23 protein-coding genes are annotated in these 26,980 nt (G+C 41.0%); 12 read left to right on the forward strand and 11 right to left on the reverse strand.

Features of this window, described 5'->3' with window-relative positions:
- Window positions 1-10 precede the first annotated feature (10 nt).
- From BMY70_RS12115 to nirB, 3 genes are all read right to left on the reverse strand, one after another.
- Window positions 11-1,438, reverse strand: coding sequence for an ATP-binding protein (locus tag BMY70_RS12115; protein WP_090335417.1), 1,428 nt, complete (start codon window positions 1,436-1,438; stop codon window positions 11-13).
- A gap of 3 nt (window positions 1,439-1,441) precedes the next feature.
- Entirely contained in the window at window positions 1,442-1,795 is a 354-nt protein-coding gene (gene nirD / locus BMY70_RS12120; RefSeq protein WP_090335418.1) for a nitrite reductase small subunit NirD, read from the reverse strand.
- A gap of 100 nt (window positions 1,796-1,895) precedes the next feature.
- Window positions 1,896-4,412, reverse strand: a complete 2,517-nt coding sequence (gene nirB / locus BMY70_RS12125; RefSeq protein ID WP_090335419.1) for a nitrite reductase large subunit NirB — start codon at window positions 4,410-4,412, stop codon at window positions 1,896-1,898.
- 279 nt (window positions 4,413-4,691) lie between these two features.
- On the opposite strand from nirB, the gene cobA reads away from it, so the two are divergent.
- The 6 genes from cobA to BMY70_RS12155 all read left to right on the forward strand — a co-directional run bounded on the left by cobA (window position 4,692) and on the right by BMY70_RS12155 (window position 14,299).
- Window positions 4,692-5,450 (forward strand): uroporphyrinogen-III C-methyltransferase, encoded by a 759-nt coding sequence (cobA, locus tag BMY70_RS12130; protein WP_090335420.1) that lies wholly within the window; start codon window positions 4,692-4,694, stop codon window positions 5,448-5,450.
- A 229-nt stretch (window positions 5,451-5,679) separates the two neighbouring features.
- The gene (locus BMY70_RS12135; RefSeq protein ID WP_090335421.1) at window positions 5,680-7,041 is read left to right on the forward strand and encodes an alginate export family protein; all 1,362 of its coding nucleotides are present in this window, start codon (window positions 5,680-5,682) and stop codon (window positions 7,039-7,041) included.
- A 66-nt stretch (window positions 7,042-7,107) separates the two neighbouring features.
- A complete protein-coding gene (locus BMY70_RS12140) occupies window positions 7,108-8,421 on the forward strand; it encodes an MFS transporter (protein WP_090335422.1) in 1,314 nt (437 codons plus the stop codon).
- Window positions 8,422-8,443: 22 nt separating this feature from the next.
- Window positions 8,444-12,010 (forward strand): nitrate reductase, encoded by a 3,567-nt coding sequence (locus BMY70_RS12145; RefSeq protein ID WP_090335423.1) that lies wholly within the window; start codon window positions 8,444-8,446, stop codon window positions 12,008-12,010.
- A gap of 346 nt (window positions 12,011-12,356) precedes the next feature.
- Window positions 12,357-13,817 carry a rubredoxin gene (locus BMY70_RS12150; RefSeq protein WP_090335424.1) on the forward strand — a complete coding sequence of 487 codons (1,461 nt, stop codon included), beginning with the start codon at window positions 12,357-12,359 and terminating at the stop codon, window positions 13,815-13,817.
- An 11-nt stretch (window positions 13,818-13,828) separates the two neighbouring features.
- Entirely contained in the window at window positions 13,829-14,299 is a 471-nt protein-coding gene (locus BMY70_RS12155) for a nitrate reductase associated protein (RefSeq protein WP_090335425.1), read from the forward strand.
- Window positions 14,300-14,308: 9 nt separating this feature from the next.
- Here the strand turns inward: BMY70_RS12155 and BMY70_RS12160 are convergent, their stop codons facing one another.
- From BMY70_RS12160 to BMY70_RS12170, 3 genes are read right to left on the reverse strand one after another with little or no spacing between them, the layout of a single operon-like run.
- Window positions 14,309-14,896 (reverse strand): precorrin-2 dehydrogenase/sirohydrochlorin ferrochelatase family protein, encoded by a 588-nt coding sequence (locus tag BMY70_RS12160; RefSeq protein ID WP_090335426.1) that lies wholly within the window; start codon window positions 14,894-14,896, stop codon window positions 14,309-14,311.
- Window positions 14,897-14,907: 11 nt separating this feature from the next.
- Window positions 14,908-15,084 carry a type II toxin-antitoxin system HicA family toxin gene (locus BMY70_RS12165; protein WP_262485743.1) on the reverse strand — a complete coding sequence of 59 codons (177 nt, stop codon included), beginning with the start codon at window positions 15,082-15,084 and terminating at the stop codon, window positions 14,908-14,910.
- Between the two features lie 20 nt (window positions 15,085-15,104).
- A complete protein-coding gene (locus BMY70_RS12170; protein ID WP_090335427.1) occupies window positions 15,105-15,329 on the reverse strand; it encodes a type II toxin-antitoxin system HicB family antitoxin in 225 nt (74 codons plus the stop codon).
- Window positions 15,330-15,574: 245 nt separating this feature from the next.
- On the opposite strand from BMY70_RS12170, the gene BMY70_RS12175 reads away from it, so the two are divergent.
- On the forward strand, window positions 15,575-17,527 hold the full coding sequence (locus tag BMY70_RS12175) for an ABC-F family ATP-binding cassette domain-containing protein (RefSeq protein ID WP_090335428.1): 1,953 nt from the start codon (window positions 15,575-15,577) through the stop codon (window positions 17,525-17,527).
- Window positions 17,528-17,807: 280 nt separating this feature from the next.
- On the opposite strand, the gene BMY70_RS12180 is transcribed toward BMY70_RS12175, so the two are convergent.
- Complete coding sequence (locus BMY70_RS12180; protein ID WP_090335429.1) at window positions 17,808-18,029, reverse strand: PDDEXK family nuclease; 222 nt, start codon at window positions 18,027-18,029, stop codon at window positions 17,808-17,810.
- Between the two features lie 106 nt (window positions 18,030-18,135).
- On the opposite strand from BMY70_RS12180, the gene BMY70_RS12185 reads away from it, so the two are divergent.
- Both BMY70_RS12185 and BMY70_RS12190 read left to right on the forward strand, forming a co-directional pair.
- Complete coding sequence (locus BMY70_RS12185) at window positions 18,136-19,419, forward strand: type IX secretion system plug protein (RefSeq protein WP_090335430.1); 1,284 nt, start codon at window positions 18,136-18,138, stop codon at window positions 19,417-19,419.
- A gap of 76 nt (window positions 19,420-19,495) precedes the next feature.
- Window positions 19,496-19,888: a hypothetical protein gene (locus tag BMY70_RS12190; RefSeq protein WP_090335431.1), complete on the forward strand. Its 393-nt coding sequence runs from the start codon at window positions 19,496-19,498 to the stop codon at window positions 19,886-19,888.
- 69 nt (window positions 19,889-19,957) lie between these two features.
- Here BMY70_RS12190 and ychF read toward each other — a convergent pair whose 3' ends face one another.
- Both ychF and BMY70_RS12200 read right to left on the reverse strand, forming a co-directional pair.
- Window positions 19,958-21,061, reverse strand: coding sequence for a redox-regulated ATPase YchF (ychF, locus tag BMY70_RS12195; RefSeq protein WP_090335432.1), 1,104 nt, complete (start codon window positions 21,059-21,061; stop codon window positions 19,958-19,960).
- Window positions 21,062-21,246: 185 nt separating this feature from the next.
- Window positions 21,247-21,567, reverse strand: coding sequence for a DUF3276 family protein (locus BMY70_RS12200; protein WP_090335433.1), 321 nt, complete (start codon window positions 21,565-21,567; stop codon window positions 21,247-21,249).
- A gap of 270 nt (window positions 21,568-21,837) precedes the next feature.
- On the opposite strand from BMY70_RS12200, the gene BMY70_RS12205 reads away from it, so the two are divergent.
- From BMY70_RS12205 to BMY70_RS12215, 3 genes are read left to right on the forward strand one after another with little or no spacing between them, the layout of a single operon-like run.
- Window positions 21,838-22,290: a septal ring lytic transglycosylase RlpA family protein gene (locus tag BMY70_RS12205; protein WP_090335434.1), complete on the forward strand. Its 453-nt coding sequence runs from the start codon at window positions 21,838-21,840 to the stop codon at window positions 22,288-22,290.
- 15 nt (window positions 22,291-22,305) lie between these two features.
- Window positions 22,306-23,220: a DUF58 domain-containing protein gene (locus BMY70_RS12210; protein WP_090335435.1), complete on the forward strand. Its 915-nt coding sequence runs from the start codon at window positions 22,306-22,308 to the stop codon at window positions 23,218-23,220.
- 54 nt (window positions 23,221-23,274) lie between these two features.
- On the forward strand, window positions 23,275-24,420 hold the full coding sequence (locus tag BMY70_RS12215; protein ID WP_090335436.1) for a hypothetical protein: 1,146 nt from the start codon (window positions 23,275-23,277) through the stop codon (window positions 24,418-24,420).
- Here the strand turns inward: BMY70_RS12215 and BMY70_RS12220 are convergent.
- Window positions 24,359-25,174, reverse strand: coding sequence for a glycosyltransferase family 2 protein (locus tag BMY70_RS12220; protein ID WP_090335437.1), 816 nt, complete (start codon window positions 25,172-25,174; stop codon window positions 24,359-24,361). The two genes, BMY70_RS12215 and BMY70_RS12220, sit on opposite strands and share 62 nt — an antisense overlap.
- 367 nt (window positions 25,175-25,541) lie before the next feature.
- The gene (radA, locus tag BMY70_RS12225) at window positions 25,542-26,915 is read right to left on the reverse strand and encodes a DNA repair protein RadA (protein WP_090335438.1); all 1,374 of its coding nucleotides are present in this window, start codon (window positions 26,913-26,915) and stop codon (window positions 25,542-25,544) included.
- Window positions 26,916-26,980 lie beyond the last annotated feature (65 nt).

Consider the following 26,980-nt stretch of genomic DNA (forward strand, 5'->3'; position numbering starts at 1 on the left):
GGGTTATGAGTTACATTTTAAGATTTATGACCAGCCTAGTACCTGCATCCACTTTTGATATAATTTTCATTTCACCGTTGAGCAATTGAGTACGCGTTCGGATATTTTCAATTCCGTTTTGTGATAAAAAAGGTCCGCTTTTATTTTTCAAATTACTAATTAAAAATCCTTTCCCATCATCCTCAATCTCCAAAAGAATATGATTCTCTTTTTGTTCTAATTTTATCTTTATATTATCCGATTCTGAATGCTTAATTGCATTATTAAGAGCCTCTTGCGCAATTCGGTACAGGCCGATTTCCATAGGCCGGGTCAGGGTAATCCGTTCCTTCGGACCTGCATATTTTACATTTACTCCCGACAATTCGGCAGTCTGCTGACATAATAGATTTAGCGCCGCACTTAAACCAAAATCGCTCAGTACAGATGGCATTAGGTTGTAGGAAACCTGCCGGGTAGTCTGGATCGTATCCTGAATCAGCGATACCAATTTATCAAATCTTAGCCGCTGCTTTTCATCTGCAAACTGTGCTTGTTTTAATTTTTCGGCGTGAAGTTTTAGTCCAGTCAGCATCTGTCCGATTCCATCATGTAGTTCCAAAGCAAATCTCTTTCGCTCCTCTTCTTGCCCCTCTATCAACGCGGCCGTCCGAACTCTGTCTTCTGCCAATTGCAGCTGATATTTTTCTTCCTCGCTTCTTACAAGATCGTCCTGTGCACGTAACAGCTGAGCATTTGTGACTTTCAATTTATCGTTCGCCAGCTTCACAGCATCCTCAGATTCCGCTAGCAGACGAACAACCCGGCGGGTCGTGTTGACGACCGGACGGAAAATTAAAATCCCTTCAGCTAAAAGAACGAGAAGTGTTATAATATCCAGTATCCACTCTATCTGCTCAAGAATTTTTATGCGCCTGAAACTTTCAGAATCAAACTGAAAAACGATGGTTTCCATCTGACTGAGAAAAATGGGTTCTGTTTTCAAAATGATTTCCAGGGCATCTTTCTTTGCCGAAACCGAAGATTCCGCGTTGTCTATAATCGACAGATTCTTATAAATTGTTTGAAAAACCGGTTCCAGATTCCGGTACATTTCCTTGATAGAATCGCTTTTCAGAACCACAAATTCGCTTTCCATCTTGATCCGTCCGTGAAGTAATTGCTCATGGCTGGTTTTCCAGATATTAAGTAACGAATCTATTTTGACAGAATCATCTGTTGGAATGCCCTCAGTATGTAAAATAGCAAGTTTGGTCAGCCGTTGACTCAACATCCGCTGGCGGCCGGCAACATTTACAACACGGCTGTCATGGTTTAAGTTATTAATCGTTCTCCTTATTAAAAAAAGTCCGCTGACTGTCAGCACTGCGACCAAGGTCAGCGCGACTATATAATAACGTGTCAAACGATCCGCAACCTGACTTTCTAATTTATGCATTATTTACAAACCGATGTAAACCTTATTTTCCTTTACGATAACGGGAAAGGTATTAATTTTATAATCTTCATCAGTCAGGCAGGCGCCGCTTTTTAGAGAAAATGTCTTTTTGTGAAAAGGACAGGCCACTTTTGGCTCTTCACCCTGACTTCCGATCATACCGCGCCCTATGGCCATTTGCTGTCGGTGCGGACATTCGTTGTCTGTTGCATACCACTCACCTCTTCGTGTAAAGTTAAAGATAGCAATTTGTTTGCCTTCAATTAATGCGCAACCTCCGCCGTCTTCCGGAATATCATTTACGTTGCAGGCAAGATGCCAGGTTATTCTGTCTTTTGTATTTTGTGTTGGTTCCATGATGATTTTTTATAGGAATGATTTATCAATAACATCCACATCCCGGCACCATCGGGCGTTGGCCGATGCTAAGATATGCCGGCCTTTCAGGCCTTTTTGATTAGACCCATTCTTTAGCTCGTTTTTGAGTGCGCATTTCTTCGAATGCTATGGTTGGATCTTTGTCGGGGACGTTTACAAAATGGTTGTAACGTTTTCTGAGCTCGGGGCTATCCACAACTTCTTTCCATTCGCATTTGTAGTTGTTGATCAGGGCTTGCATCTCTTCTTCGAATGCAGACGCTAGCCCTAATAAATCATCGACCACAACCGCTTTTAAGTAAGATAATCCACCATCCATTTTATTCAGCCATGTAGCCGTTCTGGTTAACGGATCTGCGGTTTTGATATAAAACATGAGGAATCTGTCGATCAGTTTGATGCAGGTTTCTTTGTCAACATCGGAAGCTAACAATTGTGCGTGCTGAGGTTTTGAACCGCCATTCCCACAGACATACAAATTCCAGCCTTTTTCCGTCGCGATGATACCAAAATCCTTACTTTGCGCTTCTGCACATTCCCGGATACATCCAGACACCGCGGACTTGAACTTATGCGGAGCTCGAATTCCTTTATACCGGTCTTCAATCTCGATCGCAAAAGAAACAGAATCCTGAACACCAAAACGACACCAGGTTGATCCAACACAACTTTTTACGGTTCTCAATGCTTTTCCATATGCATGGCCGCTTTCAAAACCAGCATCAATTAATTCTTCCCAGATCAGCGGCAAGTCATTGACGTGTGCACCAAAAAGATCAATTCTTTGTCCACCTGTAATTTTGGTATACAGATTATATTTTTTAGCTACCTGACCGATCACGATTAGCTTATCCGGTGTAATTTCTCCACCCGGAATTCTCGGAACGACAGAATACGTACCTCCCTTTTGAATATTTGCCAGATAGCGGTCGTTCGAATCCTGAATAGGAGCACGGTCTTTCGTTAAAACATTTTCGTTCCAAAGACTGGCCAAAACGGACGCCACGAGTGGCTTACAAACTTCGCAGCCATCTCCATGCCCAAATTCATTCAATACTTCACCATAGGTTTTTAATCCGTTCATTTTCACCAGATCCAGCAATTCCTGGCGCGAATGATCAAAATGTTCGCAAATAACCGTTTTAATATACTGGCCATTTTGCTTCATCACGCCCTGGATAATATCTTTTACCAGCGGAACACAGCCACCGCATCCGGTCCCGGCTTTGCATGATTTCTTCAGCAGATCGATCGTGTTATGTCCCTTTTCACCCACTTCCTTACAAAGCATCCCTTTGGTAATTGCTTCACAAGAGCAGATTAGGGCATCATCCGGCAAACTCATCACGCCCCCGCCGGCTTCTTCTCCGCCTCTTGAACCTAAAATCAGATCCTCAGAATCAGGAGGCAGAATTGTTTTATTCTTGCAGGTTTGCAGGAGCATATTATATTGTTCCGCATCGCCAACCAGAATTCCACCCAGGAGCTCTTTACCATCAGGCGAAACATTGATTCTTTTATAAATTCCTTTTGCTTTATTCTCGTATCTAATTGTTTTACAAGCCGGTTCTTCAACAAACGGATCACCAAAACTGGCCACATCTGTTCCGATCAGTTTCAGTTTCGTTGACATATCATAGGGCAGAAACTCCTTATCGACACCGGTCAACGCACTGGCAACTACGTCGGCCATTTCATAGCCAGGAGCAATTAAACCATAAATCATGTGATGCGCCAAAGCACATTCTCCGATAGCAAAAATGTAGGGATCAGAAGTTCTTAATGCGTTATCGACAATAATTCCTCCACGGGGATGTGTTTCAAGTCCTGCGATTTTAGCCAGTTCATCGCGCGGACGAATTCCGGCAGAAATGACCAGCATATCTACGTCAAGAAAAGAATTGTCGTTAAACTGCATTCCTTTAATACAATCATCACCAATAATTTCCTGCGTACTTTTCGCCAAATGAATATTCAAACCAAGAGATTCCAACTGGTTTTGCAGGATTTTGGAGCCGGCGTCGTCAATTTGTCTAGGCATTAAACGGGATGCAAATTCAACAACATGCGCTTCTTCGAGACCCAGATCCAGCAGTGCTTTCGCCGCTTCGAGACCAAGCAAACCTCCACCCAAAACAGCTCCTCTTTTTGCCTTGCGGGCATAAGACTGGATCAGCTCCAAATCCTCAATCGTACGATAAACAAAAACACCATCTTTTTCCACACCTGGAATTGACGGCACAAAAGCTCCGGAACCTGTTGCCATGATCAGATAGTCGTAATGCACTACATGTCCATGATGAGAACGAACCAGTTTTTCCTCTGTATCGATGTCAACAACAGGATCTGAAAGAAATAATCTGATGCCGTGCTGATCATACCATTCCTTACTGGCCATGGTAAGATCATCCGCAGTTTTACCAGCAAAATACTCACTCAAATGCACGCGATCGTAAGCCACACGAGGTTCTTCCCCAAAAACCGTCAGCATGAATTCCTGATCATTTTTTTTCTTGGCCAGCAATTTCTCGCAGAATTTGTAGCCAACCATACCATTGCCAATGACAACAATATGTGTGTTTGTGTTTGCTTTCATAGTTATAAGTAACTATTAATTTTGAATAACCCTGTTGTTTTGTTGTACTATTTTAATAATTACTATATATAATTACCTAATAGTACATGTCAAAATTAAAACGTGTTTTTATCAATTCCTAACTTTTAATTCTAATTTAAGTTAAAATTCATACTTAATTTTTGGCAAAAGTGTTGTTTTATAAAATATTGATGCTAATTTTGATCCAACAAATCGATATAGTTAATTTTTACTACACATAGTACATTTCCAATATTCACCAGAACATATATATAAGAGATGGAGCCGAAACTTACACTCGTGGGAGCAGGTCCGGGAAACGGGGAGCTGATTACTTTAAAAGGAATCAAATCACTTAAAACGGCAGACGTTGTTTTATACGATGAACTTGTCAGTATGGAAATTCTGGATTTTGCACCAGAAACTGCATTGAAAATATATGTTGGAAAAAAGGCAGGTGCCGCATCATTTTCTCAGGATGAAATAAATGGCCTGATCGTAAGACTTGCCCGTAAGCGCGGTCACGTTGTCCGGTTGAAAGGCGGCGATTCTTTCGTGTTCGGTCGCGGTCACGAGGAAATGGAATATGCCCGCGACTTCGATATTGCCTGCGAAGTAGTGCCAGGCGTTTCAAGCTGCATCGCCGTTCCTGCGTCTTTGGAAATTCCGGTTACCCGCCGTGGTGTGAGCGAAAGCTTCTGGGTGATCACCGGGACAACCCGGAACGGAGAATTATCTGATGATATGCGCTTGGCTGCTCAATCGAAAGCTACGATCGTGGTTTTGATGGGAATGAATAAACTGAATGAAATTTGTGATCTGTATAAATATTTTGGCCGAGGACATTTACCTATGGCCGTAATCCAGAACGGTACACGCCCGGACGAAAAAAGTGTGATCGGCCAGGTTTGGGAAATGCCGCGATTAGTAAAAGAAAATAACCTGGGCACGCCGGCAATCATTGTGCTTGGAGAAGTTGTCGGATTGCACCCATCCTATGCGATGGATTATTTGCAGAGCGCGAATCTAGCCTCTTAAAATAAAAGCCGATCTGGTGTGGGGACACCAAAATCGGCTCATGTATTATCCCAACAGGGCTATTCAAACCAAGGGATATTGTTTATGTATCACACAAACGCTTCAAATAAAATGGAAAAAAGAACGTAAAGCAAATTCCTGAATATCCGGACGCACGGAGCTGTGTCTGAGATCGAGTCCTGTCACACGGTTACATCAGTATCTTTTTTTCATTTTATCAACGATTCAAATGAAAACAATTCACTACCTCCTGATTGCAGGAGTTGTGCTGGCTTTGTGCTTTTTTGTCCCATCCAGGTCTATGGCACAATTAAGTATTTCCGGCCAGCTTCGCACACGCTCAGAGCTTCTTCACGGCCAGGGTTCTCCCCTTTCCAAAGGAAGCAAACCAGCATTTTTCACTTCACAGCGCACACGTTTAAATGTTGGATACAAAGGATATCGCACACAATTTTATATTTCAGCTCAGGATGTAAGAGTCTGGGGACAAGACGCTTCTACTAACAATCGTGTCGTAAATGCCAATTTAAACGGCTTTATGTTACACGAAGCCTGGGGAGAAATCAGTTTGCTGGACACTAATCATACGAAACTTGGAAAGGAATTTTCACTAAAAATCGGTCGCCAGGAATTACTTTATGATGACAGCCGGTTATTGGGAAATCTTGATTGGTTACAGCAAGCAAGGCGTCATGACGCTGCATTAATCAAGTATAGCGACAAAGGTTTTACCGCCCATCTTGGCTTTGCGTATAACCAGAACAGTGAGCTAAAAACGGGAACATTGTACAACGGTTTTCCCAACGGATATGCTGCCGGTACGAATGGAATCGGAACAATGTACAAGTCGATGCAGTTTGGATATTTCGGCAAAAAACTGAGCCAGGGTAATGTTTCATTTTTGATTTTAAAAGACGATTTCCAAAAATACAGCCTGACACAGGCAGGTGTAAAAACGCCTGAAAAGGGCTTAAACAGCCGCCTGACATTAGGCCCGTTTTTCCAAACCAAATTTGGAAAAAGGACAAATCTGACGGCGAGCGCATATTTACAAAATGGAAAAGACAAAGACGGACAAAGCTTATCAGCTTACATGTATTCGATCAAAGGAATTTTCGAAGTAAGCAGATTTATTTCAATTGGACCGGGCTTTGATTATACCTCAGGAGGTGGTTCCGGAAGTTCAAAAAACAGAAGTTTCGACCCGCTTTATGGGACACCGCATAAGTTTTGGGGACAGATGGATTACTTCTATGCGGCAAATGGTTTTGGGAAAGGAGGACTATCGGACCTGTTTTTAAGCAGCACAATTAAAGCATCTTCCAAACTTTCCATCCAGGCTGATCTGCATCAGTTTTCCAGTGCGGCACAGATTATGAACGCGAAAGATGAAAAGCTCAGCAGCAATTTTGGCGAAGAACTTGATATTATCGCAACTTATAACTTAACGAAAACCATAAGTTTTCAGGGCGGGTACTGCACATTTTTGCCAACCAGTTCTCTTGCTCAGGCAAAATCAATAACAGATCCTCAAAAAATGGCCAACTGGGCTTACCTGATGATCAGCATCAAACCTGATTTCCTGAAATAATCAGAATACTATCGATTTCAAATTCTACATCAATCTTATTATCAAAAGTTTTAAACGTATTGAACTATGGACATGTCGAATAAACCGTTACAGAAATTAAATATTTTCAGTGCAAAAGGCGTACAGATGCGTACTTTTCACCTAACCTGGATGGCTTTTTTCCTTTGCTTTTTCGGATGGTTCGGATTGGCTCCGCTGATGACTGTTGTTAAAACTGATTTAGGTTTGACAAAAGGACAGATCGGAAATATTATCATCGCTTCCGTAGCCGCTACTGTTATTGCCCGCATCGCCGTTGGAAAACTTTGCGATTCCTGGGGTCCGAGAAAAACCTATACAGCACTTTTAGGAATCTGTTCCATACCAGTCATGACCGTCGGCCTGGTTCATTCCTACGAAGGATTTTTATTATTCAGATTGGCGATTGGCGTTATCGGCGCTTCGTTTGTAGTTACGCAATACCACACTTCGGTCATGTTTGACAAGAAAATTGTGGGTACCGCAAATGCAGTTGCAGGCGGTTGGGGAAATCTGGGGGGCGGTGTTACCAATATGGTAATGCCTTTAATTTTTGCTGGTTTTATCGGAGCAGGTTATTTACCCGAATCGGCATGGCGTTTGGCGATGATTATTCCCGGTGTTGCGCTTCTGATTTTTGCTTTTGTATATTATTTCTATACGAAGGACACACCTGCCGGAAACTTTGATGAACTGCCGGAATCGACTCAAAACTCAACAGCCAAGGTAAAAGGAACGATGACAATGGCCATGAAAGATCCCCGTACGTGGGCGCTTTTTCTTGCTTACGGAGCTTGTTTTGGTATAGAAATCACGTTTGACAATATCGCCGCTTTATACTTTTTTGAAAATTTTGATACGACGCTGGCAGTGGCCGGAATACTTGCCGGAACATTCGGCTTCATGAATTTATTTGCCCGTGCTTTGGGTGGGATTGTCGCTGATAAAGTTGGATTAAAATATGGAATGTTGGGAAAAGGACGATTACTGGCACTTTTGTTAGCGATGGAAGGAATTGGTATCGCACTTTTTGCACAAAGCTCAACATTAACAATCGCCGTCATCAGTATGTTATGTTTTGCGATGTTTTTGAAAATGGCCAACGGCGTCACTTATGCGATTGTCCCTTTTGTCAATCAAAAAGCGATCGGCTCCGTAAGCGGAATCGTCGGCGCTGGTGGAAATGTTGGTGCTGTGCTGGCAGGTTTTCTGTTCAAATCCAGTTCTATATCCTATTCTCAGGCATTTGTCTACATCGGCGTCGCAATTGCGTGTGTTGCCGCGGTTGTTGCTCTGGTGAACTTTGATAAAATGCGCACTACAATTACTGAACCAGCTACCCTTGAAACTGCAAATTCATAATCACTAATTAATTGCCTTTGCTATGAAAACTTCGTCTGATACCTTTAAATCTACTTGTTGCTATTGCGGCGTGGGTTGCGGCGTGGTTGTAACAAAGGAGCATAATGGTCGGTTAAGTCTGGAAGGGGATAAAGACCACCCTTCCAGCAAAGGTATGCTTTGTTCAAAAGGGATGAATCTGCATTACACAGTGATGGATCAATCTGACCGATTGTTATATCCCCAAATGCGGCTTAACCGTTCGATGCCATTGCAGCGTGTTACCTGGGATGAGGCACTGGACAGAACAGCGGCAGTTTTTAAAACATTAATTAAAAAATTCGGCCCTGATTCAGTAGCTTTTTACGTTTCCGGACAATGCCTGACGGAAGAATATTATCTCGTCAACAAGCTGATCAAAGGATTTATCGGCTCCAACAATATCGATACCAATTCCCGGCTGTGCATGAGTTCTGCTGTGGTTGGTTACAAACTTTCGCTGGGCGAAGATTGTGTTCCGGTATGTTATGATGACATTGAAGAAGCGGATGTTTTTTATGTAACAGGTGCAAATCCGGCCTGGTGCCATCCGATTTTATGGCGACGGATTGAGGCACATAAGGCGGCACATCCGAATGTTAAAATAATTTGTGTGGACCCACGTCGCACCGATACAGCCCGTTCATCAGATCTCCATTTAGGAATTGTACCCGGCACTGATATTGTTTTAAATAATGCAATCGGACGCATACTGATCGAAAAAAATTATATCAATGAAGATTTCATAGAAAACCATACCGACGGATTTTCGCTTTTCAAGGAAAAAGTTTTTGAAAGGACAATTAACGAAGCCGCGGAAATTTGCGGGATTGAAGCAAAAGATATTTTCCAGGCAGCCGAATGGATTGGTGAATCCAAAGGATTTCTTTCACTATGGACGATGGGTTTGAACCAGTCTGTCTTTGGCGTGAATAAAAACCTTTCGCTGATCAATCTTCATTTGATAACAGGAAAAATTGGAACGCCTGGTAACGGACCATTTTCCCTGACCGGACAACCCAATGCGATGGGCGGCCGCGAGACAGGCGGACTTGCCAATATCCTTCCTGCACATCGTGATGTGACCAATGCTACACACAGGGAAGAAATGGAAACATTTTGGGATAGCCCCGTAAAAATCGCGCATAAACCAGGATTTACGGCCACAGAAATGTTTGAGGCACTTGCTGATGATCGTTTGAAAGCGATCTGGATTATCAATACTAATCCTTTGGTAAGCATGCCGGATATCAACATGGCAGAAAAGGCTTTAAAACAATCAAGATTTGTAGTGGTTCAGGATGTTTCAAACCTGGCTGATACCGTTCATTTCGCAGATGTTGTCTTACCAGCAGCAGCATGGCTGGAAAAGGAGGGAACGATGACCAATGCGGAAAGAAGAATTACCTATCTTCCAAAAGCACTGGAAGCCCCGGGAGAGGCATTACCCGATTCAGAAATTATCTGGAAGTTTGCTCAAAAAATGGGCTTTGCAGATGCTTTTAATTACAAAAATACATCTGAAGTTTATGACGAATATGTAAAAATTACAGCCAATACTAATGTTGATGTAACGGGCGTCAGTTATGATTTGCTGAAAAATAAACGCAGCGTTCAGTGGCCTTTAGCAGCAAAAAAAATAACAGATAATGAGATCATATCGACAAGCGAAGATCAGGACATTACGTCATCCTCATTAACAGGAACAAAACGACTTTTTACGGACCACAACTTTTACACCCCTAACAAAAGAGCTCAAATTTTCGCAATTGCGGATGAAAATACTTCCGAACCAACGGATGAGAATTTCCCACTAGTGCTGACAACCGGCCGTATCCGTGACCAATGGCACACTATGACCAAAACAGGAAGGGTCACAAAACTTAAACAGCATATACCGCAGCCATTTTTACAGATTCACCCGAAGGATGCAGAAGCAAGAAATGTAACAGAGGGAAAACTGGTTGTCGTGAAAGGGCGCCGCGGGGAAGTTCGCGTGAAAGCACAACTGAGTGAAGATGTGCGTCAGGGATTATGTTTTTTGCCCATGCATTGGGGAAAAATCCTGGGCAGTAATTTAGGAAGAGCTAATAACCTTACCAATTCGCTGGTTGATCCACGTTCCAAAGAACCGGATTTTAAATTTTCAGCGGTTGAAGTTTCATTATATAAAAAACCTGTTGAAAAAATTATCATTATCGGTGCGGGTTCGGCTGGTTTAGGTTTTGTCAATACCTACCGGACGCTTAATCAGGATGACGAAATCCATGTTTTTTCAAAAGAAATATATCCTTTCTACAACCGTGTCCTGCTCCCGGATTATATCAGCGGCGAGCAAAGCTGGGAGCAGCTTGTAAAACTGCGGGAAGAACAATTTTCTGACGCCAATATTATTGTTCATAAAGGAATCAGCATCGTCCATATTGACCGTAAAAATAAAATCTTAACTGACAGTGAAGGACATGAACATGGGTATGACAAACTGATTCTGGGCATGGGCAGCAGATCTTTCAAACCAAAAGGAGTTCCGGAATTACCCGGCATTTTCAATATGCGTTCAAGAATGGACGCGGACAGACTTTTACCTTTTGTGAATCAAATTGATGCTCATGCGGTAATTGTCGGCGGCGGAATTTTAGGTCTGGAACTCGCTGCATCTCTCCGTAAAATGAATGTACGCGTAACCGTTGTTCAACGCAGCGGACGATTGATGGAGAGACAGTTAGACCCGCTGGCTAGTGAATTATTATACCAGGATTTAACAGATCGAGGTATCGAAATTTTCTTTAACGATGAAGTTTCAACGTATAAAGGAATCGATAAAGTTGAAGGAATACTATTGAAATCGGGGCGAAAAATAGCTTGTCAGGTTGTTGTTTTAGCCATTGGAACTGTCCCGACCATTGAACTGGCTCGCGAGGCGGGAATTGAAAACAAGCGGGGAATTTTAGTCAATGACTATATGCAAACTTCAGATGAGTCTATTTTTACCGCTGGAGAAATTGCAGAGTGGCGCGGACAAATGTGGGGAATAACTTTAGCTGCTGAACAACAGGCGGAGGTTGCGGCGCATTTCATAGCGGGTGATATTTCTCAGCCTTACCAAGGCAGCGTCTCCATGAATATTTTGAAAATGGAAGGTCTGCATATGAGTAGTATCGGGATGACAGAAGCGCCAGCTAACGATCCGGCTTATGAAGAGATTATCTTTATTGATAAATCGAAAAGATATTATAAAAAATGCATCGTTCATCAGGACAGGCTGGTTGGTGCCATTTTAATTGGTGATAAAAATGAATTTCTTGAATTCCGGGATCTGATCGCAAAAGGTACTGAACTGTCGGAAAAACGGCTACAATTATTGAGGGCGAGCGAAAAAGCTGATCCGATGGAAGGAAAACTGGTTTGTTCATGTAATAATGTTGGTCAGGGAAATCTGGAAAAAGCCATTCATGAAGGTTACAGTGATTTTCATAAACTTTGTCAGAAAACAGGCGCTGGGACGGGTTGCGGTTCATGTCGGCCAGAGGTCAGGGCTATTTTGGAGCGGATCGAAATGGTGACAGCTTAATAAATGAATATCACAAACACCCAAATGTGATGGGTGATAACCTAAATGCGACGGGTGATCGCACAAATACGGCGGGCCGGCGCACAAACACGGCGGACGATCGCACAAAAACGGCGGGCGATCGCACAAACACGGCGGGCGATGCCCGCCGCTAAGATATAACGCCCTTTCAGGGCTACGATGGTCGGAAGTTCCTAGCCCTGAAAGGGCGCTATATTTTAGGATGGGGCAACGCCCTATTGGGCCGGACCCGAACCCGAACCCGGATCAGATAGGATAAAATCAGACCCGATCGCAAATTTGTAATAGACATCACGAGAACAATAACGAATTACAAACAACAACCATGCGCGATTATTACACCATAAAAATCAACCTCCCCGGAGGCATCGTTTCGCCGGGATATCTCAAAGACATACTGACAGCCGCGTGGGCATCGGGTATTCGCAAAGTCCGTTTTGGAGCGCGCCAGCAACTATTGCTGACAGTCCATTACGAAGTGGTTCGTTTTATCGAAAAAGACCTCCAAAAACTTAACATTAACTACGAGCTTAACACTGAAAAACATCCAAATATCATCAGTTCCTATTGCGGTGAAGAAGTTTTCAGAACCGGACAATGGCTTGGCAGTAATGAATATCATTCGGTGCTGGATAGCTTCGATTTTCAGCCCCAATTAAAAATTAATATTTCTGATTCCAACCAAAGTTTCACCCCTTTTTTCACTGGGAATTTAAATTTTGTTTCATCACCGGAACCGCATTACTGGTATCTTTATATACGATTAAAACAAAGCAATACACTCTTTCGGTGGCCGGAATTAATTTATACCAATGAAATAGGAAGACTTTCAAAAGTTTTAGAAAACTGCATGCTTTACGAAACATGCGAAAACGACGAAAAATTATACGAAAAAGTCAAACAACACACAACCATTATTTCGATTCCAGCGAGCCAGGAACTTGAACTTCCCTCCTTCTCCCTTCCTTATTATGAAGGATTTAACCGCTACGAATCAAGAACATGGCTGGGATTGTATCGCAGGGATGAATTATTTTCCGTTGAATTTTTGATTGATTTGTGTCTGTTATGCCTTAAAACACGAGTTGGAGAAATATGCGTGACACCATGGCGATCACTGATTATCAAAGGAATCGAAGATGATCATCGTTCATCATGGAGCAATATTCTTGGTAAACACAATATCAATGTACGCCATGCGGCCAACGAACTTGCCTGGCAAACAGAAGATCACACCGAAGAAGGGACACATTTGAAAGATTTCCTGGTACGATATATAGAGAAAAACGATACACGGACTTTCGGACTTTCTTTTGGCATACAAACACGCGCAAAGTCAGAAGTTTTCGGCTCTGTTTTAATTCGCAAAAGGCCGCTTATTCAAATTGCACAGCTCTCACTTTTTAGTGTTTACGATTTATATTACACTGAGAATTTCAATCCGAATAACCGGAAACACATTCTGTTTGAAAGAGGATTGTTTAAAATCCATTTGCCTTGGCAGCTTGAAAAATTGTGCAGAAAATTCAATAACCGCCGTTCGTTGGAAAACACCGAGACTTTCCATATTGACGAACAGCCAAAAGAAATAATTGCTTTGCCATCAACCGTTCACCAATGTCCAGACTGTCTTACGATTTATCATCCTGAATATGGTGACACACTTAATAGTATTTGCCCGGGGACAACATTTGACTCCTTGCCCACAGATTATTGCTGTGCAACCTGTGGTGCCGAGAAAGATGAACTGATTGAAATTCAATTACCTGCATCTGTTTTATTTTAAATCATATCAAAATGAAAACCGAAACCATCGCTCCCTTTTTCTTTGATTTTGAAAGTGATTTCGTAGAATCGCTTCGTTGTATCCCGATGATTGTGCGCTATAAACTGGATAGTTGCGGGATCAAATTAAAACTTCCTGAATGGGTAAAAATTAGTGTTGAAGAAAAAACGCAACTGGCTTTTCTGCCTTGCTATCTGGATTGTGAAATTGAACGATACGGCCAATTTGTAAAAGAATTGGTCTGGAAATATGCAAGTCAGGAAGCAAGTTTACTGTCAGATATTAACGACAGCTGGAATGAAATTCATGAAATACCGCAGGAAGTAAAGCGAACAGCAGCCGAATGGAATTGCAAGATTCCAACATTAAAGCAATGGATCGACCTTGACACTTTGCAGCGTTTTGCCTTGGTAAAACTAAGCAGATCAGGACACGAAGGAAAGAATTTCCCAAGAGCGATGCGGGAATTTGGGCTGATGTGATAAATCGTGTTACTCCTTAATCTCAGACTTTTCAACCAGCACAGACGTGATCCGGTTTAGTTCATCCACCTTATAAGCAAAATCCCCTTTCAGCATATCTCTTACTGCTTTTAATTGTTCCATTGCGGTTTCCAGATTATCAGGTAATGCATCGTTCAACACTTCTTTAAGGCGTTTTGCCATCGTCGGCGACATACCATTGGTTGAAATTGCTACTTTCAAATTACCTTTTTTAACAACAGAAGAAAGATAAAAATCACATAACGGCGGCGTGTCGGCAACATTGCAAAGCATATGTCTTGTCCGCGCGACAGATTTTATTCTTTTATTTTCTTCCTTGTCATTCGTCGCAACTATGACCAGATCTTTTTCGACCAAATCTTCATCCTCGAATTTTCGCTCGATTAAAGAAAGTCTTTCATTACCAGCTGCGATCTCACGAATCTCCTGCCGGATTTCCGGCGACACCAGGGTTACGGTAGCCTCGGGAGAATTATCCAAAACCGCAGTAATTTTTTCCAGACCAACATAACCGCCACCGATGATAAGCGTATGAAGATTTTCAAGTTTCAGAAATATGGGAAATAGATTGTTCAAAATTTATATTTTTAACTATTAATATCTATTCCAGCCTGTTTAAGAATAGCCAGAAACGTTCCTTTTTTAAGATCTTTTCCTCCATGAAAAGGGACGATCGCTGTTTTGTTAGAATGTGCATTGAAAAAAACCTGATGCGATCCCTTTGCTCTTTTGAAAATAAAACCATTAGACTCTAAGAGTTTTATTAAATATTACGGTGATAAGTTCACGCAACAAGACTTAGAGAATATTCCAACGTATTACTATCGTCAGGAACTGGCTCCCCTCGCTCTGCTAACTCTTCAACATATAGGGAAATAGCCTCCTTCGCCATTGCCAATGCTTCGTCGATACTTTCACCATACGTAATACATCCCGGAAGAGCCGGAACGAAAACCGTATATCCTCCCTCTGGTTCTGGCACCAACCTCAACTTGTATGTATAGTTCATATCTGAAAATATTTTGATAAATTAACATCCAGGGCTCAATAGCAGACAGAAGAATCTTTTGCGATACAGAATTATCTTTGTTAAGAGAAAACTCTGTGCCCCTCTTAAACCCTCTGTGAAACTCTGTGTTACCCACAACACAAATTTACAAGATTAATGTCATATTTCGGATTAACTATTTGATTTTATAACTATTCCAACAAGTTGCATTTTCACAATCTCTATCTTATCCGTACCTTTGCGGCATGATCGCGATTACGAACCTCAGTTATTATCTTGGCGACCGCGCACTTTACGATGGCGCGTCGCTTCATATTAAGCCAAAAATGAAAATTGGCCTTATCGGTCTGAATGGAACAGGGAAATCCACCCTGCTTCGGATGATCGATGGGGAATACCAGCCGGACGAAGGGCGCATCTCTAAATCAGGAGATTGCACGATTGGCTTCCTGAACCAGGATTTGCTTTCTTATCAAAGTGATGAGTCGATTTTGGCGGTTGCTATGCAGGCATTTGAGCGCCAAAACCAGCTTCAGGTGCAGATTGATAAAATCCTGCACGAAATGGAGCATAACTACCGCGACGAGCTGGTAGACAAACTTGCTAAAGTGCAGGATGAATTTGATGCGTTAGACGGTTATACGATCCAGTCGAAAGCGGAAGCAATCCTTGAAGGACTTGGCTTTGTAACGGACGATTTACACAGACCATTACGATTATTCTCAGGGGGATGGAGAATGCGGGTTATGCTTGCAAAATTACTTTTGCAAAAACCTTCACTTTTAATGCTCGATGAACCTACCAACCACTTGGACTTACCGTCTATTCAGTGGGTTGAAAAATATGTTCAAAGTTATGAAGGTGCTGTGATCGTTGTTTCTCACGATAGAGCGTTTCTTGACAATACTGTTGATACAATTGTTGAAGTTTCAGGAGGAAAATTGAATTTGTACTCCGGAAATTATTCTTACTATCTGGAAGAAAAAGCCTTGCGTAACGATATCCAACGCGGAGCTTTCGAAAACCAGCAAGCCAAAATTAAGCAAACAGAACGTTTTATTGAACGTTTCAAAGCCAAAGCGACAAAATCCAAGCAGGTACAAAGCCGTGTAAAGGCACTTGATAAAATGGAAGTTGTGGATGCCGTTGTGGACGAAAATGCAAAAGTCCATTTCCGTTTCCAATTTACAACGCAGCCTGGCCGTCATGTTTTCCAATTGGAAGATGCCTCGAAAGCCTATGGAGATAAAGTAATTCTGGACCATACCAGTATCACCATGGAACGCGGTGATAAAATTGCGTTGATCGGAGCAAACGGACGCGGTAAATCTACGGCTTTACGTGTTGTTGCCGGTACCGAACCGATTGAAGGAAAAAGAAGATTAGGTCATAATGTGATGTTTACGTTCTACGCCCAGCATCAGCTCGAATCTCTAAACATTAACCACAATCTTTTAGAAGAACTTAAATACGCAAATTCAACAAAAACTGAAACGGAATTACGTACAGTTTTGGGTTGTTTCCTTTTCTCGGGAGACGATGTATTTAAAAAGATCAAAGTACTTTCAGGGGGAGAAAAATCGCGTGTTGCCTTGGCAAAAGTTCTGCTTTCACAAGCAAATTTCCTGCTGCTAGATGAGCCTACCAACCACTTGGACATGCAGTCAGTGAACATTCTGATCCAGGCTTTGCAGCAATATGAAGGAAGTTATATCGTCGTTTCCCACGACAGGTATTTTGTTGAATCCATCGCTAATAAAATCTGGTATATCGAAGATCATCAGATCAAGGAATATCCTGGTACCTATGTTGAGTACGAAAGATGGATTGAAGAGCGCGGATTACAGTCAGCGGTAAGTGAAAAAGCAACCGTGAGCAGTGCACCGCCGCAGGTAAAAAGCAATCAGGCTGCCAATAATAACGGAAACGCGCAAAAGAATACGAATAAAGCAACTTCTTCCGAAGATGTTCAGAAATTGAAAAAAGCGAAGAAACAGGTTGAAGAACTTGAAGCAACCATCAGCAATCTGGAAGCTAAAAAATCTGAAACCGAAGCAAAACTGGCTCAGCCGGCGATATATAATGATTCTGCAAAACTTGCTGAATTAAATCGTTTTTATGCTGACGTGAAGAAAAAGCTTGACCAGGCAACCGAATCATGGGAAACTGCTATGATGGAGGTTGAAGAATTAGGTTGATATAATTTTTTTAACAGAATTAAAAAAATGGTCACTTCGGTTTAAACTGAAATGACCATTTTTTTTCTATTCATTAACTTCTGAGATCAAATCTTCCGTCTAAGCATCAATATCTGTTATTGCCAACGTCAAACCGACACTCCTCATTTCCAACCGATCATTCAGGTTATATGCTTCCGAGACTAACCCCAAAATCCTTTTCATTTTTCCTAGAAACTTCTGCCACAAAAGATCTCGAATTAATTTAAACATATCCCCCGGATAAGTTTAAAGACCTGTTTCAGAAATATGAATACGTTGGTCGCTGGAATATGTCCTTCACGGCTTCCTTAAAAACTCCTCCGATTTCAATTGAAAGATTTTCTACAATCCGATTTTGGTTATGACCTGCCCAGGCCATTGTAAAAATTTCGCCTTTATGATATTCACTTTTATAATCGGTGTCACGTTCGATATCCAGATATTCTGCTATTGAATAATATTTTCTGGGTGGAGTAGACATAAAGTTTATCTTCTAAACTAAAATAGTTAATTATGTCAAAAAACATCGTCGCCATTCATACGTTGTTTCTTTTTGATCTTTACATTTTTTGCAACAAAATAAATTTATGCGCTATATTATTTTTACTCTTTTCAGTTTATCATTTTTTCTGTGCCGGGCTCAAAATCCGGATATCCGGTTGGAAGATTACGTTTATACAGACGATATAAAAACCGTATTACTCTATCCCGGTATCGAAGATAAAGAAAACCCTACGCGTCTGATATCACCTCCGATCATTCCGATACAAAGCAGTCTGCCGCTTGTCCTCGAATTTGATGATATGACAACCAGTATGACCGGACTTCGTGCCAAAATTATTCACTGTAATGCTGATTGGACAAAATCTAACCTCAATGATATAGAATTCACTTACGAATACAACGACTATCCGCTGACTAATTACGAGCAATCTTTCAGTACTAAGGTCGCCTATACACATTACCGGTTTGAGGTGCCAAAATTGAAACTTTCAGGAAATTATGTGCTTATTGTTTCATCGGATCGGGGCAGAAGGACACTTCTGACAAGACGGTTCATGATTTATGAGACGAGAGTTGCTATCACGGCGGAAGCACGCTTTTCTCAAGGAATCAAACAACAATTTTCTGATCAGCAGATTGATTTCAGTATAGATTACAAAGGCTATAACCTGATCTCGCCACAGCAGGATCTCAAAGTCGTACTTCGCAAAAATTTCCGGTTTGATCAGGCAAAATCTAATTTTAAACCAACCAATGTCCGGCCCTTTGATTCGATACTGGAATACACCTTTTTCGATCTGGAAAATACTTTTCCCGGTGGTAATGAATTCAGATATTTCGATAGCAGAACCTTATCGGGACGAGGTTATGGCGTCTACGCATTGGAGCGTTCAGGTGAGAATACAAGCCTGACAATCACACCAGACCGATCGCGCGCAGATAATGGATACATTCAAATAGAAGATTTAAATGGTCAGTATATCGTTGATCAAAAAGAATCAGGACGTGGAAGTGTGGAAGCAGATTACACACCTACCTTATTTACCCTTAAAATTGAAGAAGATCCTGATGCGACGATTTATGTAAATGGTGCCTTTAATTTATGGCAGCTTAATGACCGGAACAGAATGGAATTCAATCAGGACACCAAAGCTTATCAGGCTGATATATTGATCAAACAAGGCGTCGTTAACTATGAATATACCGTTGTAAAAGGGAATCCTCCAAAAGTTGATGACGGCTATGTGGAAGGAAATTATGCGACAACAGAAAATGACTACGACATTCTTATCTATCATCGCCCACCAACAAGCCGCTCTGATCTGCTAATTGGCTATAAAACGATCGAATGGAACAGAAGAAGATAGGCTGGCTTGATTTTTGTAGAAATAGTTTTATATTCGAATAGTAGATTAGCTAGATTGCAAATTAAAAGCGGACCGTATGAGAGAGTTTACGTCTGATTGGGCACTGACACCCAATTTATTTCTCACTAAAAATGAAGTTGAGATTATTGATTGCCTGGTAGATCATCGTGAAATGCCGGCGAAATTTGAAGAAAACCACGTAATATCTTTTTACAACGGTCAGGATTTCCACCTGGTATTATACTTTTCCCAGTTGCAGGACAGAGGATTTCATATGTATGTTGTCCGTGATTTTTCTGTAAATGTTGAAGATTTAATTTTGCTGCATCAGTTGTTTGCGAAACTGATCAGTGACGGCCTTAGTATACACATTTTAAGTAAGGCCCAAAATCAGATTGATGATATTATTTTCATGACGGACACCTTTCGGGCGATGATTCATAAAGATGAACCCAATTTTTTTGAATAACGAGATAATTATAAAAAACGGGCTGCCTTTCGAATGAGAAGCAGCCCGTTTTTTATTAACCAATGTAAATTAAACGTTGAAACGAAAGTGCATAATATCACCATCCACAACAACATATTCTTTCCCTTCAACAGCCATTTTGCCAACTTCTTTTACACCGGCTTCTGATTTGTATTGTTCGTAGTCTGCAAGTTTGATAACCTCAGCACGAATAAAACCCTTTTCGAAATCACTGTGAATAACACCGGCAGCCTGCGGCGCTTTCCAGCCTTTCACGATTGTCCAGGCACGAACTTCTTTAACACCGGCTGTAAAATAAGTAATAAGATTCAAGAGCGCATAAGAAGCTTTGATAAGCTTGCTCAAACCCGATTCTTTCAAACCGTATTCTCCAAGGAACATTTCATGCTCTTCCTCATCTTCGATTTCAGAAATCTGTGATTCGATAGCAGCACAAAGAACAATAACGTCAGCACCTTCGTGCGCTACTGCCTCTCTTAGCTTCTCGGAATACTCATTACCCGTTAGCATGGAACCTTCGTCAACGTTTGCAACGTAAAGAACCGGTTTATCCGTAAGTAATTTCAAATCCCCAACTGCGGACTCTTTCAGATCAGGATCTGAAACGACAAGGCTCCGTGCATTTTTTCCTGCTTCGAGCGTTTCTTTATATTTTTTCAAAAGTTCGAGTTCGGCCTTTGCTTTTGCATCGCCTGCCCTCGCTCCTTTTTCCGTTTTTTGCATTTTTTTCTCGATAGATTCCAAATCTTTCAATTGCAATTCTATATCGATAATTTCTTTATCAAATACCGGATCAACTCTTCCTTCAACGTGTACAACATTTTCATCCTGAAAACAACGCACGACGTGAACGATTGCATCTACTTCACGGATATTGGCAAGGAATTTATTTCCCAGACCAGCACCCTGACTTGCGCCTTTTACCAAACCTGCGATATCAACAAATTCCATAATCGTTGGTATCACTTTCTGAGGCTTAACCAGTCCGATCAGTACATCAATACGCTCATCAGGCACCGTTACGACGCCGACATTTGGTTCGATAGTACAAAAAGGATAGTTGGCTGCTTCGGCTTTACCGGTAGAAATAGCATTAAATAAAGTGGATTTCCCAACGTTCGGTAATCCAACAATTCCACATTGAAGGCTCATAAAAACTAAGACAAATGAGATGGGAAGGCATATTCAGCCAATGTCCTCATCATATTAAAATGGTAAATGGCCACACTTAAATAGCAAGCCTTGATAATTTCATGCAAAATTACCAATTACCTGACAGAAAAACTAAAAGCCTTCGTCAATGATTTGCGAAGGCTCTTCTAAAAAAGTAAAGTTTTTTATTCCCACTTCAGATCTGACTCGCCGATCGCGTCTACTTCATCCGCTTTGGCCTCATACTGAGAAAAATCAACTTCTGGCATCAATTCCGTTTTCACGTGATCTACCGCATCCTTCAAAGCCTCTACAAACTTATCAAAGTCTTCTTTGTACAAAAACATCTTGTGTTTTTCGTATGTAAAGCCTTCTCCCTGCGGATGACGGCGACTTTCGGTAATGGTTAGGTAATAGTCGTTGGATCGCGTAGAGCGAACATCGAAGAAGTAAGTCCGTTTTCCCGCCCTGACCCTTTTGGAGTAGATTTGCTCTCTGTCTTCCACTATGTTTAGTTTTTAATAGGTTTGCAAACGCTAAAATAGAAAGTTTATTGCTGCGAACAAAAAAACCGGCATATATTAGCAAATACCTTGCCACCAAAAATTAAAACTTTTGCGATTTATGTTGCACTTTATCAACATGACACATGTATTTCTATGTTTATTCCGTTACATTTGAATAATATGCGGGAATGTGGGTCTGCCCTACTCCGTAATTATGGTAAAAGATAAGGCTTCTTGGAGTCTTGTTATGTTCCACCTAAACGCTCAGATATGACTTATCATCGGATTCTGATTCTATTATTTTTGTCCCTGGCGGCACTCCCTGATGCAGAAGCACAGATAAGCCTAGGCAAAACAGAAGTTGGTCGCGCTTCATTTTATTCATCACGCTTTCACGGGCGAAAAACCTCCTCAGGAGAAATTCACAAGAGTACGGAACTTTCCGCTGCGCACCGCACATTACCGCTTAACACGATGCTGGAAATCACAAATCTGGCTACGAATCAAAGAGTTATAGTTCGAGTAAATGATCGCGGCCCTTATTCCAAAAACAGGATGGTCGATGTTAGTAAAGAAGCTGCCCGCTTAATCGGAATCATTTCCAGTGGTGTAGCCAGCGTTTCCATGCGCATTGTAGGTATGGAAGGAATGGTAATGCTGGACTCCAATGAGGAAGTTGATCACAAGGCAGGTAAAATTATTTCCATGCGTACAAAAGATTAATTTGTTTTTATCTGTATGAATAACAGACAACTGGATTTAGCAAAAATCAGAGAATTTGGGAATCTTGAATTTCTGGCCAAACAGCTGGTTGAAGGTTTTATTACCGGACTTCATAAATCTCCTTTCCATGGATTTTCTGTGGAATTTGCTGAACACCAGTTGTACAATACCGGTGAATCAACAAGAAATATTGATTGGAAAGTTTTTGCCAAATCGGACAGGTTATATGTAAAACGTTACGAGGAGGAAACCAATCTTCGGTGTCACATATTACTGGACACCTCCTCCTCGATGTATTACCCCGAAGAAAATTATGGCAAAATGACGTTCAGCCTGATGGCTGCGGCAAGTCTGACTTATTTGCTACAAAGACAGAAGGATGCTGTCAGTTTGTGCACTTTCTCGGATGCCATTGAAGTGCAGACACCTGTAAAATCTACCCCTTCACATGTGCACAAGATTATGCAGGAATTAAACGCGCTTTTACAAAAAACGCGTCCTTTGCAAAAAACTTCTGTTGCCACAGTTCTACATCACCTGGCCGAAAAAATTCACAAACGCTCTCTTGTCGTTATTTTCAGCGATATGTTTGAGAATATTGAAGAAGCAGAGCTGATTTTTGCTGCCTTGCAACATTTGAAACACAATCTTCACGAGGTGCTGCTTTTTCATGTAACGGATAAAAAAACGGAAGAAACATTTTCGTTTGAAAACCGTCCTTATGAATTTATAGATCTTGAATCAGGAGAAAAAATAAAAGTTCAGCCAGATCAGGTCAGAGAATCTTATCAAAAATTCGTTGGTGATTTTTATCAAAAGCTAAAACTAAAATGCGGACAATATAAAATCGATTTTATTGAAGCCGATATTGCCAAAGGTTTCGATCCGGTTTTGATGGCGTATTTAGTAAAGCATTCGAAAATGAAATAATTTTTATAGAAATTTGTTACGCAAATCTCCGTATCCGATTTGCCTAACTATTTTATGAATAGATTTTCCTCTCTTTATCTTTTTATTATCTTTCTTATTGTAGCAGGAGGTTGCCATTCTGCTAAAAAATCCCTCAAACGAGGAGATTTCGACGATTCTGTATTTCGTGCGGCTGACAAATTACGCAATAATCCTACACATGGCTCTTCGTTAGATATTTTAAGACAAGCCTTTCCAAGCGCCGTTGCTCAACATCTTGATGATATTCAGAAAAATGAATCAGGACCGGACTTGCCTAAATGGGAACAACTGCTGGCTTCTTATCAAAAGCTAAATCAGCTTTACGAAGCTGTAAAAACTTGTCCGGTCTGTATGAAAACTGTGGAGGCAAGAAGTTACTATGAAGAAGAAAGAAATAGCAAGCAAAAAGCCGTTGAATCTCACTATTCTGAGGGAATAAAGATGATAGCTGCCGGAGACCGCAGTAATGCCAGAGTTGCTTACGAACATTTCGAGCGGGTGAGCGCGCTGTCTCCAAATTATAATGATATCGAGCGCAGATTGGAAACCTCTTATAACCTAGCTTCGTTCAAAGTTGTCGTTGAGCAAGTTTTGGTAACCTCGAAGGTATACCAGCTTAGCAATGCGTATTTCCAGGACCGTATTTATGAGTTTCTGCAAACAAATCAACGGCTGAATAAATTCGTAAGGTTTTATACGCCTGCCGAAGCGACAAAAAGTAAAGTAAAACCTGATCATATTATCACACTTCAATTTGACGATTTTATTGTCGGGCAAACACTCCTTGAAAAAAATACGGAAACTGTTGTAAGTAAGGACAGTGTAAAAATTGGAGAAAAAACCGTTAACAGGAGAAAGGTAGAATTTTATGATAAAGTGACAGCGAAACTCACTAAAAACCGAAAAACCATACATTCGAGCGGCTTGCTTGATATGCGAATCGTGGATTTCAAAACGAATCAGCAGGTTAACCAGGAAAAATTCGGAGGAGAATACAACTGGGTTTGCGAGTGGGCCAATTTTAACGGAGACGAGCGGGCACTTACCCCAGCTCAACTAAGAATGTGCAAAAGCCAGGAACTGTTACCTCCCGACCCTCAACAGCTTTTTATTGAATTTAGTAAACCGATTTTTGATCGACTGACGGAAAGGTTAAAGAATTATTACGCGAAGTATTAAGCTTCTTTACCGTTAACCGCTGAACAACTTTATTTTTTATCCATCTAAGGGAAATTATTAAAGAAGAAATTACACTTTGTTTTTGATAATTGCGCCATAAAAGCCAGTTCCATTTCAAAGATCTGAATTTATTAAGATTTTTTGAGCCGGCATGAACACGGTATAATGCAAGAGGTTCTTCAATTGCGTAGGCGGTATCTACATTTTCAAACATATCAAGCCACATCTTATAATCTTCGTGTATACGTATCTCCTCATTGAAGCGATAATTTTGAAATCTTTCACGGTTGTACATAACCGTTAGACAGCCAATTTCATTTCCATGGTTTAATAGTTTATCATAGTTTACAATCTCAGGTGCTTTCCGAAGTTCCAATACCTTGCCTTCATGATTGATTACATAATAGGAAGTGAAGGAAAAGGGCATATTTCTTTTTTCCATCAGAGAAAGCTGCTTATCTAACTTTTCAGGAAGCCAGAGATCGTCACTATCCAAAAACGCAATGTGCTTATATTGCGCATTGTCAATTCCAATATTTCTGGCAACAGCAGCACTGCTATTCTTTTCCAAATGAAATACTTTTATTCGAGGATCTCGTTTCGAAAAATCGTTAATTATATCTTTCGTGTTATCAGTTGATGCATCGTTAATGATCAATAGTTCCCATTCTGTAACCGACTGCGCCAAAACAGATTCGATGCTGGAAGAAATATATTTCTGGGAATTATAACAAGGCATTATAACTGAAACCATAGTGAGATGAGTTAACTTAAAAATGTGGTTTTATGTGTGTTAAAACCTCTTATTCGAATTGATTTAATTTTCACAACGTTAGGATAAATCTCAATTGTGATTGCTTAAAGCAAATTCACGCGATATCTGCTCTGGATATATACGTAAATATATGTAAACATAAGTTGACTAGTGCAATATACCACAATTTGCAAATTTAGCCAACTATTTCTACGTTATGTAATAGAATGGCCAACTAATATTTCCTCCATACGACCGAAATGACTGATTTATAACGTAGAATTAAATAGTTGAGCAAAAAGAATGATTTATTATTATTCCTTTTAGTTGTATACGACAAACAACAGCAATTTGTTTCAAATAACTATTACTTATTTAAAAACAATTCCATAAAAAGCTGATCCAAATGCGCTACTGTTACAACCTCTATTTTAGCATCTTTAAAATCCAGACCTTTACCATTATACTTTGATATGTAAATTTTCTTAAAACCCAGTTTAGCAGCTTCTGAAATACGGCTTTCTATTCTATTTACTGCCCGGACCTCGCCTCCCAGTCCAACCTCCGCCGCAAAACATACAGAGGGCGGGATAAAAGAATCCTCATAAGACGAAACAATAGAGGCCACTACCGATAGATCGATTGCGGGATCCTCTACACGTAAACCACCGGCGACATTTAGAAATACATCCTGAACACCAAGCCTGAAACCGCCGCGTTTTTCCAGAACTGCTAACAGCATTTGTAGCCTTTTAGCATCAAAACCGGTCCCGCTTCGTTGTGGCGTTCCATATGTAGAAACACTCACCAGCGACTGAATTTCAATTAATAAAGGACGATTTCCCTCCATCATCGAACCAATTGAAATTCCGCTGATAGGCTCATCGCGTTGGGAAATAAGTATTTCAGAAGGATTGCTCACCTGCCTCAATCCAGCAGCGTGCATTTCATAAATACCAAGCTCAGAAGTACTTCCAAAACGGTTTTTTACTGTTCGCAAAATCCGGTATGTTGTATGACGGTCGCCTTCAAATTGCAACACCGTATCCACCATGTGTTCCAAAACCTTCGGGCCCGCTAATGAGCCGTCTTTTGTAATATGTCCGATTAAAAAAACCGGAACGCCGGTTTCCTTGGCGTACTTCATAAATTCCGCGGTACATTCCCGTACTTGCGATACACTTCCGGCACCGGATTCTATGTAAGCAGACTGCATGGTCTGAATAGAATCAATAATCAAAATTTCCGGTTGAAAGTCTTCTATTTGTCTGAAAATATTTGTCGTATGTGTTTCTGTTAAAATAAAACAATTCTCGCTTTTCGAAGACATCCTCTCCGCACGCATTTTGATCTGCTGTTCTGATTCTTCACCCGAAACATAAAGAACTTTTTTCTTGGTTAGCGTCAGCGCGATCTGAAGCATTAGAGTTGATTTCCCAATTCCAGGCTCTCCTCCTATCAAAACCAGCGAACCTTTCACAATTCCACCACCCAAAACACGATTTAACTCACCGTCGTCCGTTACAATCCTGGGTTCGTTTGCATATTCGATTTCCGAGATCGCTTTGGGCCGGCTGGCTAAATTGATTGCCTTCCAGGACACCGTTGTCTTTTTATCTTCTTTTTCGATTACCTCCTGCACCATGGTGTTCCACTCGCCGCAAGAAGGACATCTGCCAACCCATTTGGGTGAATTATATCCGCATTCCTGACAAAAATATGCTGTTTTGGCTTTGGCCATAAGGGTCCTTTCTTAGTTTGTTGTCGTATATGATGTTACAAAAACGTCTTTAAATTTGTCAAATA

This window comes from Dyadobacter koreensis (assembly GCF_900108855.1).
GTDB lineage: Bacteria > Bacteroidota > Bacteroidia > Cytophagales > Spirosomataceae > Dyadobacter > Dyadobacter koreensis.